The 12,909-nt window shown below is 72.7% G+C and carries 10 protein-coding genes; all 10 read right to left on the bottom strand.

Annotated features, from left to right (window positions below):
- Positions 1–382: 382 nt before the first annotated feature.
- Complete coding sequence (gene ppdK / locus ACIRVH_RS39660) at positions 383–3,067, bottom strand: pyruvate, phosphate dikinase (RefSeq protein ID WP_403964297.1); 2,685 nt, start codon at positions 3,065–3,067, stop codon at positions 383–385.
- Positions 3,068–3,082: 15 nt separating this feature from the next.
- Positions 3,083–3,985, bottom strand: coding sequence for a universal stress protein (locus tag ACIRVH_RS39655; protein WP_403964295.1), 903 nt, complete (start codon positions 3,983–3,985; stop codon positions 3,083–3,085).
- A gap of 174 nt (positions 3,986–4,159) precedes the next feature.
- Positions 4,160–4,657, bottom strand: a complete 498-nt coding sequence (locus tag ACIRVH_RS39650; protein WP_403964293.1) for a flavodoxin domain-containing protein — start codon at positions 4,655–4,657, stop codon at positions 4,160–4,162.
- Between the two features lie 16 nt (positions 4,658–4,673).
- Positions 4,674–5,405: a CBS domain-containing protein gene (locus ACIRVH_RS39645; RefSeq protein WP_403964291.1), complete on the bottom strand. Its 732-nt coding sequence runs from the start codon at positions 5,403–5,405 to the stop codon at positions 4,674–4,676.
- A 14-nt stretch (positions 5,406–5,419) separates the two neighbouring features.
- Positions 5,420–8,113: a GNAT family N-acetyltransferase gene (locus ACIRVH_RS39640; protein ID WP_403964289.1), complete on the bottom strand. Its 2,694-nt coding sequence runs from the start codon at positions 8,111–8,113 to the stop codon at positions 5,420–5,422.
- A 35-nt stretch (positions 8,114–8,148) separates the two neighbouring features.
- Positions 8,149–9,162, bottom strand: coding sequence for a type I glyceraldehyde-3-phosphate dehydrogenase (gap, locus tag ACIRVH_RS39635; protein ID WP_403964287.1), 1,014 nt, complete (start codon positions 9,160–9,162; stop codon positions 8,149–8,151).
- Between the two features lie 69 nt (positions 9,163–9,231).
- Positions 9,232–10,104, bottom strand: a complete 873-nt coding sequence (locus ACIRVH_RS39630) for a universal stress protein (RefSeq protein ID WP_403964285.1) — start codon at positions 10,102–10,104, stop codon at positions 9,232–9,234.
- A 5-nt stretch (positions 10,105–10,109) separates the two neighbouring features.
- Positions 10,110–11,132 (bottom strand): zinc-dependent alcohol dehydrogenase, encoded by a 1,023-nt coding sequence (locus ACIRVH_RS39625; protein ID WP_403964283.1) that lies wholly within the window; start codon positions 11,130–11,132, stop codon positions 10,110–10,112.
- Positions 11,133–11,162: 30 nt separating this feature from the next.
- Positions 11,163–12,068 (bottom strand): universal stress protein, encoded by a 906-nt coding sequence (locus ACIRVH_RS39620; RefSeq protein WP_403964281.1) that lies wholly within the window; start codon positions 12,066–12,068, stop codon positions 11,163–11,165.
- A gap of 146 nt (positions 12,069–12,214) precedes the next feature.
- Positions 12,215–12,835, bottom strand: a complete 621-nt coding sequence (locus ACIRVH_RS39615) for a hypothetical protein (RefSeq protein ID WP_403964469.1) — start codon at positions 12,833–12,835, stop codon at positions 12,215–12,217.
- Between the last annotated feature and the right edge of the window lie 74 nt (positions 12,836–12,909).

Below are 12,909 nucleotides of genomic sequence, written 5' to 3'. Positions count from 1 at the left end.
GGCCGGTGCGGGCAGGGCCGGATGTCCCTGGGCGGGTGCCGACGGGCCCTGTGCCGGGCCACCCTTCGTGAACGGTGCGCCCACAGCCCGGGACGACCGTGTCGGGCCCCAGCACGTTTGCGCGGGTCGGCCGCGCGACGGATTACGTCACGCGGCCATGGTTCGGTGGCGGGCTCCGCCAGGTGGTCGGGGACGGCGGCTCTGCCCTGGACGGTCGAAGTCCTGCCCCTGCGAGCGCAGGACGGCGTCAGGTGCTTCCATCGGCCGGGATGAGGCTCGGGAGGTGCCCCATCGTCCCGATGGCCGGGGCGGACCTCGGCGCGGGGTCGTGAACCGGGCAGAGGGCGGCGCCGTGTACGGCGGCTGCCCTGTGCTCCGTCCCTCACCTGCTGTCGCTGGTCTCGGCGCCGGAGAGAGCCGCTCGCCCGGCTTCCAGGCGGGCCGCCGGGATACGGAAGGGCGAGCAGGAGACGTAGTCGAGGCCGGCCCGGTGGAAGAAGTGAATGGATTCCGGGTCGCCGCCGTGCTCACCGCACACCCCTGTCTGCAGGGACGGCCTGACCGCGCGGCCCGCCTCGACGGCCAGCTCCACGAGCCGGCCGACGCCCTCCGGGTCGATCGTCTCGAAGGGCGAGACGCTGAAGATCCCCTTCTCCAGGTAGAGCGGGAAGAAGGACGCCTCGGCGTCGTCGCGGGACAGGCCCCAGGTGGTCTGGGTCAGGTCGTTGGTGCCGAAGGAGAAGAAGTCTGCGGCCTCGGCGATGCGTCCGGCGGTCAGGGCCGCGCGGGGCAGTTCGATCATCGTGCCGATGGGGAGATCCAAGGGCCGGCCCGTCTCGGCCGCTACCTGGGCGAGCACGCGCTCCGCCTCCGCCCTGGCCTGCCGCAGTTCCTCGGCGGTGGCGACGAGCGGAATCATGATCTCGGCCCTGGGCCGGCCGCCCGCGTCCAGGCGGTCGGTGACGGCCTCGGCGATCGCCCGGACCTGCATGGCCATGAGCCCGGGGACCGCCAGGCCGAGCCGGACGCCGCGCAGGCCCAGCATCGGGTTCTGCTCGTGCAGGCGCTCGACTGCGTCGAGCAGCTCGCGGTCGTGGACATCTGGGTCGGCTGTACCCGCGAGCCGGACGGCCAGCCCGGTGCGGTCGGGCAGGAACTCGTGCAGCGGCGGGTCGATGAGCCGAATGGTCACCGGCAGCCCGTCCATCGCCTTGAGGATGCCGGTGAAGTCCGCTCGCTGGAGCGGCAGCAACGCGGCCAGGGATTGCTCCCGAGCGGTGTCGTCACGGGCCAGGATCATCGCCTCGACCAGTTGCCTGCGCTCGCCGAGGAACATGTGCTCGGTGCGGCACAGGCCGATGCCCTGGGCGCCGAGCGCACGGGCGCGTGCGGCGTCCTCGGGAGTATCGGCGTTGGCCCGCACCTCGAGCCGGCGCACGGAGTCCGCGTGGGCGAGGGTGGTCAGAACAGCCTCGGTCAGCGGGCCGGTGCTCTCGCCGGTTTCCAGCGCGCGGCCGACGTCGGACGCGGTGAGCGGCAGCGCACCGAGGTGCACAGTGCCCGCAGATCCGTCCACGGAGACGGTGTCGCCCTCGCGTACGACGACGCCCGTGTCCGTGGTGAACCGGCGGGCGGCCGGGTCGACGGTGAGCGACTCGGCACCGCACACGCACACCTTGCCCATGCCGCGCGCGACGACGGCGGCATGGCTGGTCTTGCCGCCGCGGCTGGTGAGGACGGCCTGCGCGGCGATCATCCCTGGCAGGTCGTCGGGGGTCGTTTCCCGGCGGACGAGGATGGTGTGCTGACCGTCGGCGGTCCGGCGGCGCGCCTCGGCGGAGTCGAAGACGACCACGCCGACCGCCGCGCCGGGCGAGGCGGGCACACCGCGGGCCAGGGGCACGTCGGAGGGGGTGGTGTCGAAGCGGGGGAACATCAGCCGGGTCAGCTCGGCGCCGTCCACGCGGGCCAGTGCCTCGTCCGGCGTGATCGTCTCCTCCTCGCGCAGGTCGTGGGCGATACGGAAGGCGGCCTCGGCGGTGCGCTTGCCGACCCGGGTCTGCAGGATCCACAGCCGGCCGCGCTCGATGGTGAACTCGACGTCGCACAGGTCCCGGTAGTGGCTCTCCAGGGTGCGCAGGTGGTCGCCGAGTTCGACGTAGGCGCGCGGGTCGAGGATCTTCAGCTCGTCCAGGGGTACGGCGTCGCGGACCCCGGAGACGACGTCCTCGCCCTGGGCGTCGGGCAGATAGTCGCCGTACACGCCACGGGCGCCGGTGGCCGGGTCGCGGGTGAAGGCGACTCCGGTCCCGGAGTCGGGACGGAGGTTGCCGAAGACCATCGCCTGCACGTTGACGGCGGTGCCGAGGTCGTCGGGGATGTGCTCGCGGCGCCGGTAGACGCGGGCGCGTTCGCCGTTCCAGGAGTCGAAGACCGCGCGGACGGCACGACGCAGCTGCTCGGCGGGGTCCTGGGGGAATTCCTCGCCCGTCTCCCGGCGGATGATTGCCTTGAACTCCTCGGTGAGGAGGGCGAGTTCGCCGACATCGAGGTCGTGGTCGTCGCGTGTCCCGCGCTGCGCCTTGTGCGCGGCGATGGCCTGTTCGAACAGGCCGCCGTCCACGCCCATCACCGTGCGGCCGAACATCTGCACAAGCCGCCGGTAGGAGTCCCACGCGAACCGCTCCTGCCCGGACGCCTTGGCCAGGCCGCTGACCGACTGGTCGTTCAGGCCGATGTCGAGGATGGTCTCCATCATGCCGGGCATCGAGAACCGGGCCCCCGACCGGACGGACACCAGTAGCGGGTCGTCCGGCGCGCCGAGCGTGCGACCCATGGCCTGCTCCAGGGCGGCCAGGGCGCGGGCTTCCTCCCCGCCGAGTCCGGGTGGTTCCTGACCTGTGGTCAGGAAGATCCTGCATGCCTCGGTCGTGACGGTGAAGCCCGGCGGCACGGGGAGCCCCAGCCGGGTCATCTCGGCCAGCCCGGCTCCCTTGCCGCCGAGCACGTCGGCCATCTCCCGGCAGCCCTCGGCGAACGCGTACACGTACTTCGTCGGCGTGCCCATCTGCGCCGACTCCTCTCAGTGGTGGGGGACGACGGCCACGGGGCAGTCGACGTGATGGAGCACGGCGTGGGTGACCGGGCCGGTGCGCGCGAGCGCCGGCCGGTCGGTGAGGTGCCGACCCACGACGAGCAGGCTCGCGCCGGAGGCGGCCCGCACCAGTGCGGTCGTGGCCTTCTCGCGTACGACCGTCTCCAGGACCTCGACGCCGGGGTACTTGTCCCGCCAGACCTGGAGCACGGCGGACACGAAGCCCCGCCATTCCTCCGCCCGGTAGGGGTCGTCCACCAGGGCGATGTCACCGGGGCCCAGGCCGAAGGCGGACGGCGGCTGCCAGGCGTGCACCACGCGCAGCCGGGCCCGCCGCAGCGTGGCCGCCTCGAAGGCGAACTCGATCACCTCGTCGCACGGGTCGTCGACGTCGAGACCGAGCACCACGTCCCGGTAGCCGGTTCGCGCGGAGGCGCTGCCGTCGTCGGCCGGGAGGTGCTCGTCCTCGGCCGTCTCCTCCGCCCTGACCAGGACGACGGGACCGGTGGCGTGTGCGACCACGCCCAGGGCGACGGAGCCCACCAGGAACCCGGCGAGACCGGTCAGGCCGCGCGAGCCCAGGACGAGCAGGTCCGCCTGTTCGGCGGCCTTCAGCAAAGCGGCGGTCGCCGGGCCCTCGACCTGCTCGTCGGTGAGGCGCACGTCGGGAACCGCGCCGCGGATCCGGTCCTCCGCCTGGCGCAGGGCCCGCAACGCCAGATACCGCTGTGCGGCGTTCGCAGGCTCGCCGTCATGCGGGCGCGGGTGCCAGTCCCAGGCGTGGATGAGTCGCAGTGGCCGGTCGCGGCGCTCCGCCTCGCGGGCGGCCCATTCGGCGGCGGTGAGGCTTTCGGGTGATCCGTCGACTCCGGCGATGACGGGTGCGGGCATGGTGCCCACCTCCTGTGTGGGGTCTGCTGGTTGGTGCCAGGATCGTGCGGCCGCAGCCCTGGCGGGCAGGGGCCGCACGGTCTCCTCCGGGCCCGTTCGGCCCTGCGTTCCGAGGCCGGTGCGCACGGCGGTGCGGCGGGGGGCTGCGCCGTGCCGCCGCACCGGGCCATCCGCTCAGCCGGGAGGCAGGCCGGCTGCAATGTGCCTCGCCCACTCCTCGATCGCGGGGACGTCGCGGAAGTCACCGCCCTTGCCGCTGCGCAGGAGCATGCGTGCGATCCTGCCCTTCGCCCCCTCTTCCAGGCGGCCGCCGAAGGTGGCGTGTTCCATGACCGTCAGACGGTGCATGGCGCGCCGTACGCCGGGCACGGGCGGGATGTCCCGCTCGGAGGCGGAGGCGTCGAGCGGCCCGCTGCTGAAGAGCCAGAGCGGGCGCTCGGCCAGGTCCCGGCGGTGACGGCGCAGGAAGCGGCGTGCGTCGCGGTGCCAGCGCCCGGCGTACAGGGCGCCGCCGACGATCACCGCGTGGTACGGGGCGACGCTCGTGACGGACCGGGCGGGCCGTGCCTCCGCCGTCACCCCTTCCTTGAGCAGTGCCTCGGTCACGGTCTCGGCGATCTGTGCGGTCGAGCCGTTCGTCGTGCCGTAGGCGACCAGCACCCTGGTGGGCATTGCCGTCCGCCTCCTTTCACAGGCTGCGCAGCCAGTCCTCGGTGACGCCGTGCGGCCCTTGTCGCGCGGGCTGCAGGTGGGAATCGTCCAGCCGGTGGGTGAGTTGGTCGACGACGGCTACCACGCCGTCGATCTGACGGGTCATCGAGACGGCGATCTCCGTGTCGCTCTTGCGCTCGAGCTGACCGGTGAGGGTCACGACGCCCTGCACCACGGATACGTCGATGCTCCGGGGCGCCAGCCACAGTGTGCGTTCCAGCACCTCTTCGAGCACCTCGTCGCGGATCTCCGGGTCGGGCCGCAGGAAGACCTGGAGCAGGTCGCGGCGGGTGACGATGCCGACGAGCCGGTCCTCCTCGTCCACGACGGGCAGCCGTTCCACACCCCGTTCGGCCATGGTTCGGGCGGCCTCGGCGACGGTGTCCTCGGCGTGCACGGTGAGGGGCGGCTCGGTCATGAGCTGGCCGGCGGTGCGGGCCCGGGCCTTCGCGGCGCGTCGCCTGGCGGCCTTCGTCAGTGCCACGGCGGGGATGCGGCGCCGCGTCCGGTAGGGGTCGGGGGCCTGCGCCTGACGGGTGATCAGGTCCGTCTCGGACAGGACGCCGATGACCTTCTCGTCCTCGTCGACGACCGGCAGTCCGCTGATCCGGTGCACGGCGAGCAGTCGTGCCACTTCCTTGAACGGGGTGCCGTATCCGGCTCGGACGACCTCCGTGGTCATCACGGAGCCGACCTTGTCGTGTCGCATCGTGTTTCCCTCCCTCAGCGCAGTCGGCGCAGATACGGGTCCTGGGGCCTGCGGGGCAGCAGGCGCACGCGCGCGTCGAGCAGGGTGATGCCGCCCGGCGCCGCCAGTACTGGGTTGAAGTCGACCTCCGCGAGCTGTGGCAGGTCGCCTGCCATCCGGGAGAGCCGCAGCAGCAGTTGTTCGAGGTCGGCGAGGTCGACCGGCCCGGCGCCGTCGGCGCCGAACAGCAGCGGAGCGCAGCGCGGGGCCGTGATCAGGTCGTGGACGTCGTGGTCGGTGAGCGGGGCCAGCCGGGCGGCGTGGTCGCCGAGCACTTCGGTCGCGGTGCCGCCGAGTCCGAACAGCACCAGGAGGCCGAAGACCTCGTCCTGGACGACCCCGGCGAACAGTTCGGTGCCGCGCGCGGCGAGCGGCTGGATCACCACGCCCGTCAGCAGTCCGGCGAAGCGGGTCTCGAAGTCCCTGAAGGCCGCCCGTACTTGGGAGTCGCCCTCCAAGTCCAGGTGGACGGCGTGCTGTTGGCTCTTGTGCAGCAGTCCAGGCCAGTGCGCCTTCATCACCACCCGGCCGTCCGGACCGCGCAGCCGCCGGGCCGCGCTGACCGCATCGTCCTCGGTATCCGCCCAGGCCCACGGCAGCTGCGGGATGTCGTAGCAGGCCAGCAGGTCGGCGCAGGTGCGCGGGTCGAGCCAGCCGCCGTCCTCGTGCGCGGCCAGGAAGGTCTCGGTGAGGTCATGGGCGCGGGCCGTGTCGATGCCTTCGAGGTCCGGGACCGTGCCGGCGGGCCGGGCGAGCCAGGCCGCGCGGCGGGCGGCGTGGGCCAGCGCACGGGCCGCCGCGTGCGGTTCGGCGTACGACGGGATCGTGCCGCCCTCGGCGGCCGGCAGCAGCTTGACCGGCAGTTCCTGTTCGAGTCGTACGACGGCGACGGGCTTGCCCCGGTGCGCGGGTGCCTGGGTCACCGCCCGGACGAGGTCGTCGCCGGTCGCGGCGGCGACCGCGGTGGGAACCAGGGCCACCAGGACGGCATCGACGCCGGGGTGGCGCAGCAGGCGGTCCACGACGTCCGCGAGCTGTGCCTCGGTGACGGCGGCGGTGGCGTCGACGGGGTTGCCGGCCGCGGCGCCTTCGGGCAGCACGGCGAGCAGGTCGTCGATCAGCTGCGGGGTGAGCGGCGGCAGGGTGAGTCCGGCCTCCGTGCAGGCGTCGGCCGCCAGGACCCCGACACCGCCCGCGTTCGTGACGATCGCGACGCGGTCGTCGGCCGGGAGCGGCTGTGAGTGCATCAGAGCGGCGGTTTCGAGGAGTTCGCCGATCGAGCGGGTCGCGGTGATGCCCGCCTGGGTGAACAGGGCCTGCCGGGTCATGGTGCGGGTGGCGGCGGCCGCGGTGTGGGAGGCGGCGGCGCGCCGGCCGGCGTCGGTGCGGCCCGCGTCCACGGTGAGGATCGGCATCCGGCGGGTGACGCGGCGGGCCGTGCGGGAGAAAGCCCGGGGGCTGCCGAAGGACTCCAGGTGCAGCAGCGCCAGTTCGGTGCGGCCGTCGCTCTCCCACCACTGGAGCATGTCGTTGCCGCTGACGTCGTACTTGTCGCCGAGGGACGCGAAGGACGAGACACCGATGCCGAGCCGGGACAGGCCGTCGAGCAGGGCTATGCCGACCCCACCGGACTGTACGGCGACGCCCGCGGTGCCGGGTCGCGGGTGATCGGCGGCGAACGTGGCGTCCAGGCTCACGCCGGGTTCGGTGTTGGAGATGCCGAGGCAGTTGGGCCCGACGAGGCGCATGCCGTGGGTGCGGCACGTGGCCAGCAGGGCGTGCGCCTGATCGGGGTCGAGGCCGGCAGTGACGACGAGCAGCGCCCGGGCTCCCGCTTTGCCGCATTCCTCGGCGGTCGCCGGGACCGCTGCGGCGGGCACCGCCACGACCACCAGGTCGGGTGTCCTGGGCAGGGCGCTGACGGACGGGTAGGCGGGTATGCCGAGGATGTGGTCGGCGCCCGGGTTCACGGCGAACAGACGGTGGCTGTAGCCGCCCGTCTTGAGGTGGTGCAGGATCGCCCGGCCCACGGACCCGGGCTTGCGTCCGGCGCCGACGACGGCAACGGTCTGCGGACGGAGCAGCGGCTCCAGGCTGGCCACATCGGCGGCACAGCCCCGGGCTTCCACGGCTGACAGGTAGGTGTCGTCCTCGTCCAGCCGGATCGTGCAGCGCACTTCCGGGCCCTCGAACCGACGGGCGATACGCAGGCCGAGATCGGCGAAGAGCCGCAGAACCTCGTGGTTCTCGCCGAGTGCGTCGGCGGTGAAGGCGGTGATGCCCTCGGCCCGGGCCGCGGAGACCAGGTGCTCGACGAGCAGGGTGCCGACCCCGCGGTGGTGCAGGCCGTCGCAGACGGCGATGGACATCTCGGCCACGTCGCCGGTGCCCCCGGTGTCGTACTCGGCGAGACCGATCACCTGCGCGTGACGCTCCGCCAGCAGGGCCCGGTGGCCCGGGTGCGCCGGGGCACAAGCCCGGTCGGCGGCCCGTCCGGCGGACAACGGGCTCAGGGAGAAGAAACGGAGACGCAGATTCTCCGAGGACATCTCCTCGTAGAGTCCTTGCAGTTGGTCGTGGTCGGCCGGGGTCACGGGACGGATGCACACGGTGGCGCCGTCCGTCAGCAGGGCGTGGACCGGAGGGCGGTTGAGCACGTCGTCCGACATCACAAAGCTCCTTCAGGCCTCTCTATGGGCGATCGTCAGTCGTCGGCGACCAGTGCGGTGAGGTCCAGCAGCCGGTTGGTGTAGCCCCACTCGTTGTCGTACCAGCCGAAGACCTTGGCCAAGGTGCCGTTGGTCTGGGTCAGGGCGGCGTCGAAGACGCAGGACGCGGGGTCGCCGATGACGTCGCGGGAGACGATGGGTGCCGTCGAGACGCGCAGGATGCCGTTCAGCGGGCCGTCGGCGGCCTCCGCGAAAGCGGAGTTGATCTCGTCGGGGCCGACCTCGTGCTTCAGCAGCACCGTCAGATCGGTGAGCGAGCCGTCCTCCACGGGGACCCGGACGGCGACACCGTCCAGGGCTCCGGCCAGTTCGGGCACCACCAGGCCCACCGCCCGGGCGGCACCGGTGCTGGTCGGGATGATGCTCAGTGCCGCCGAGCGGGCGCGCCGCAGGTCCTTGTGCGGGCCGTCGAGCAGCGACTGGTCGTTGGTGTACCCGTGGACCGTGGTCAGCAGACCGCGGTCGATGCCGAAGGCGTCGTCGAGCACCTTGACCATCGGCGCGAGGCAGTTGGTGGTGCAGGAGGCGGCCGAGATGATGCGGTCGCGGTGCCTGTCGTAGGTGTCGTCGTTGACGCCCATCACGATGGTGGCGTCGACGCCCTTGCCCGGTGCCGACAGCAGCACGGTGTGCGCGCCGGCCTTCAGGTGCAGCGCGGCCGAGTCGCGGTCGCGGAAGCGGCCGGTGGACTCGATGACGATATCGGCTCCGTAGTCGGACCAGTGCAGGGCCGACGGGTCCCGTTCGGCGGTGACGGCGATGCGCCGGCCGTCGACGGTGAGGGAGCTGTCGTCGTGCGCGACCTCGCGTCCGATGTGCCCGAACGTCGAGTCGTACTCCAGGAGATGGGCGAGGGTGGCGGGCGGCGCGATGTCGTTGATCGCGACGACGTGGACGTCCTGGGTGCCCGCCTCCGCGCGGTCGAGGGCCGCGCGGAGACAGGTGCGGCCGATGCGGCCGAAGCCGTTGATGCCGACACGTACGGTCATGGTGGTGAACTCCTTCTCGTTGAAGCGCTTCAGCGGTTGGGCCTCTCGGCAGCCGTCCGGTCGCGTCACTCACCACCGCTGGGGGACGACCGCCACGGGGCAGGCGGAGTGGTGCAGGACCGTGTGAGCCACCCGGCCGAGCTGGAGGCCGAAGCGGTCCCCGCGGCGCTGGGCGCCGACGACCAGCAGGTCCGCGCCGTGGGAGGCGTCCAGGAGCACCTTGCGGGCGTGGCCCTCGGCCGTACGCGGGTGAATCTCGACGTCGGTGGGAGCGTCGCCGAGCGCCTCGTCCAGTGCCTTGGCAGCCTGCCGCTCGGGCAGCCGGGCCGACTCGGCGGCCGGCGAAGGCTGATCGGTGGTCGCCGGAGCAGGGCGTCGCCAGGCGCGTACGGCCTCCAGCGGAACGCGGCGCCGTCGTGCCTCCTCCAGGGCGAAGCGCACGGCTGCGGAGTGCTCCGGGTGCTCGCCGACCCCGACGACGATGCGACCGTGGGTGCCCGGGACGGCCTGGTCGTCGGGGCTGCCGCGCAGCACGATCACCGGGCAGTCGGCGTGGGCCGCCACGGTCAGGCTGACCGAGCCGAGCAGCCTGTCGACGATGCCGCTGCGGCCCCGGGTGCCCACGACCAGGGCGCAGGCGGTGCGGCTCTCCCGGACGAGGGCGTACTCCGGCTCCTCCGGCAGCACGTCCGTGACGACCTTCAGGTCGGCGTGACGGTCCTGTGCGCGCCGGGCCGCGCCGGCGGCGATGTCCTCGGCCATCACCTGGTCGGACGGCTTGCTCAGGGCCTGCGAGGGCGCGATGCCCTCGTAGCGCTCCCACAGGGATGCGTACACGACGCGCAGCGTCACCCCGCGCAGGGCGGCCTCGTCGGCCGCCCAGTCGACGGCGCGCAGGCTCGGCTCCGAACCGTCGACGCCTACGACCAGGGGCAGTTCCATCGTCCTCACCGTCCCGAGCCCAGGTCGAAGACGATCCGGGCCTTCACGTCACCGCGCAGCACGTCGTCGATGGACTCGTTGACCGTGCTGAGCGGACGCGTCTCGTAGCTGACCTTCGTGCGGCCGGCGGCGTGCAGCTGGAACACTTCGGCCAGGTCCTGCCGCGTGCCGACGATGGAGCCGATCACCGAAGTGCCGTTGAGGACGGTGTCGAAGATCGGGACCTGGATGGCGCCGTGGGCGGGCAGCGCCACCATGACGAGCTTTCCGCCGCGCCGCAGGCCCGAGTTGACAGCCTCGAAGGCGGCCGGGTTCACCGCCAGGGCGATCGCCGCATGGGCGCCGCCGTGCTTCTTCAGCTCCGCCCCGACGTCCTGCTTGCGGGCGTCGATGAGGATGTCGGCGCCGAGTTCGGCGGCGAGTGCGAGCTTGTCGTCGGTGACGTCGATCGCGGCCACCGTCGCACCGGCGATCTTCGCGTACTGCACGGCGAGGTGGCCGAGGCCGCCGACCCCGGAGACCGCCACCAGTTGAGCCGGCCGGACGTCTGCCACCTTGAGAGCCTTGTACGTGGTGACGCCCGCGCAGGTCAGCGGGGCGGCCTCGAAAGCGGAGACCCCCTCGGGCACCGGCTGGGCGAAGTCGGCCCAGGCCAGCATCTTTTCGGCGTACCCGCCGTCGCAGCCGTAGCCGGTGTTGACCTGCTGCTCGCACAGCGTCTCCCAGCCGGACAGGCAGTGCTCGCACCGCCCGCACGCCTTGCCCAGCCACGGCACGGCCACCCGCTGTCCGACGGCCGGACGGGTGACGCCCTCGCCCAGCTTCTCGACCAGGCCGACGCCCTCGTGGCCGGGGACGAACGGCGGGTTCGGCCTGACCGGCCAGTCGCCGTGCGCTGCGTGGATGTCGGTGTGACAGAGCCCTGTAGCTTCCAGGCGGATGCGGATCTGGCCGGGGCTGGGCTCGGGGTCCGGGCGCTCCTCGATGACCAGGGGCTCGCCGAGGACTCGTACGACCGCTGCCTTCATGACGTGTTCTCTCCTCGGGTGTCGGTGCGTTCAGTCGTGGGCGACGACGGCGACGGGTGCGGTGGCGTGGTGGAGGACGGCGTGGGCGACCGGGCCGATGTGGGCCCCGAGGGCGGAGCGGCGGACGCGCCGGCCGACGACGACCAGGGAGGCCTCGTGGGAGGCGTCGATCAGCAGGACCGAGGGGCTGCCTGAACGGGACTGCGTGACGACGTCCACGTGGGGGTACTTCTGTCGCCAGGGCTGGAGCACCTCGGTCAGGGCGGCGGCGTCGCTCTGCGCCACCATCTGGATGACCTGGGGGTCGGGGGCCATGCCGTAGGGGTAGTAGTAGGGCTCGTTCCAGCCGTGCAGCACCCGCAGTGGCACGCCCTGGCGCGCGGCGGTCTCGAACGCGAACTCGATCGGTGCCGCGTCCGGGTTGCGGGTGTCCAGTCCGAGCACGACGGGGCCTGACGGTGCGGCCGTGGTAGGCCTGGCTGCGCGGTCCTTCTCCTGCTCGTCGGCGGCCTGTTGTCCGGCACGGACCAGCACGACGGGACGTTCTGTGGACGCGACGACCGCGAGGCCGACCGAGCCGACCAGGAAGCCGCCGATCCCGCTGAGGCCGCGCGAGCCGAGGACGAGCAGTTCGGCGTCCTGGGCGGCGCGGACGAGGGCCTCGGCGGGCCGTCCGGTGAGCTGTTCGGTGGTCACCTCGATGCCGGGGTGGCGCAGCCGCAGGTCCTCGGCGGACTCCCGCGGAACGCGCTCGGTCCAGTGCTGGTGCGTCTCGGCGCCGAGGAGCGGGGCCTGTGCCATGGGTTCCGGTACCGGTTCCCAGACGTGGACGAGCCGGACGGGCAGTCCGCGTGAGTCCGCCTCGCGGGCCGCCCACTCGGCGGCGGCCCGGCTCTCGGCGGAACCGTCGAGGCCGACGGTGATGGTGCGGGGCATGATCTCCACCTCCTGAATCGGGGAATCCCGATTCCAGCGTCGTGTTGGGGGTCTTCGCGGCAGGTGCCGCCGGTCCTCCGGGTGGACCGATGGGTTCTGATCACCGCTCGCCGGGGCGGCCCGGAGGACCCGTCCCGGCGTGGGGGTCAGCGCAGCCAGGCGTGGTCGCGGACGACGGGCAGTCCCGCCCACCACCGGCCCAGTCCCCACGTGGTGCCTGCGCCGACGGCCGCGACGGCGATCAGCGCCATCGCGTAGATCAGGTGGTAGTCGGCGAACGGGTTCGTCGACCTGCTCGGCGAGCCGTTGGCCAGGTGCCTGGCCGGCGGCCACTCGGCCATCCACATCAGCGCCATCATCGCGGTGCCCGCGACCGCTGCCGGCCGCAGCGCCACACCGGCCATGACGGCCACTCCGATGCCCAGCAGGCCGAGCATGAACAGCCAGTCGGCCCAGGTGTCACCGGCCCACGCGTGGAACGTGGACCGCATGGGCCCGGCGGCGACGGAGCTGAGGAAGCCCTTCGTCGGGGACCCGCCGTCGGTCCAGCCCTTGCCGGACGCCGTGGCGTAGCCGAGGCCGAAGGTCTTGTCCAGGAACGCCCACAGGAAGACGAACCCGGTCAGGATGCGCAGGGATGCGAGGGCGCGGGCCTGGGCGGTGTGCGCGTCGATGCCTGCCGACACGGCGAGCGCGGAGCCGGTCCGGTTGCTGCGGAACGACAGACGGAAGCCCGGGCTGCGGTGGGAGTGCTCGTGTGCGGCCATGACGGTGGTCCCTTCCAGCATGTTCAGGTCTTTCCTTGACGCCCCTTACTCTCGTGGCGTGCGTCGCCCGGCGC

This window comes from Streptomyces sp. NPDC101165 (assembly GCF_044768135.1).
In the GTDB taxonomy this organism is placed as follows: domain Bacteria; phylum Actinomycetota; class Actinomycetes; order Streptomycetales; family Streptomycetaceae; genus Streptomyces.
The sequence above is the reverse complement of the archived record's forward strand: the minus strand, read 5'-3'. Positions and strand labels throughout refer to the sequence as shown.

What these genes read in the sequence shown, in the direction of transcription:
- ppdK (WP_403964297.1), bottom strand. Translation starts at nt 3,067, where the DNA reads ATGGGCACGCCGACGAAGTACGTGTACGCGTTCGCCGAGGGCTGCCGG.
- ACIRVH_RS39655 (WP_403964295.1), bottom strand. Translation starts at nt 3,985, where the DNA reads ATGCCCGCACCCGTCATCGCCGGAGTCGACGGATCACCCGAAAGCCTC.
- ACIRVH_RS39650 (WP_403964293.1), bottom strand. Translation starts at nt 4,657, where the DNA reads ATGCCCACCAGGGTGCTGGTCGCCTACGGCACGACGAACGGCTCGACC.
- ACIRVH_RS39645 (WP_403964291.1), bottom strand. Translation starts at nt 5,405, where the DNA reads ATGCGACACGACAAGGTCGGCTCCGTGATGACCACGGAGGTCGTCCGA.
- ACIRVH_RS39640 (WP_403964289.1), bottom strand. Translation starts at nt 8,113, where the DNA reads ATGTCGGACGACGTGCTCAACCGCCCTCCGGTCCACGCCCTGCTGACG.
- gap (WP_403964287.1), bottom strand. Translation starts at nt 9,162, where the DNA reads ATGACCGTACGTGTCGGCATCAACGGCTTCGGCCGCATCGGCCGCACC.
- ACIRVH_RS39630 (WP_403964285.1), bottom strand. Translation starts at nt 10,104, where the DNA reads ATGGAACTGCCCCTGGTCGTAGGCGTCGACGGTTCGGAGCCGAGCCTG.
- ACIRVH_RS39625 (WP_403964283.1), bottom strand. Translation starts at nt 11,132, where the DNA reads ATGAAGGCAGCGGTCGTACGAGTCCTCGGCGAGCCCCTGGTCATCGAG.
- ACIRVH_RS39620 (WP_403964281.1), bottom strand. Translation starts at nt 12,068, where the DNA reads ATGCCCCGCACCATCACCGTCGGCCTCGACGGTTCCGCCGAGAGCCGG.
- ACIRVH_RS39615 (WP_403964469.1), bottom strand. Translation starts at nt 12,835, where the DNA reads ATGGCCGCACACGAGCACTCCCACCGCAGCCCGGGCTTCCGTCTGTCG.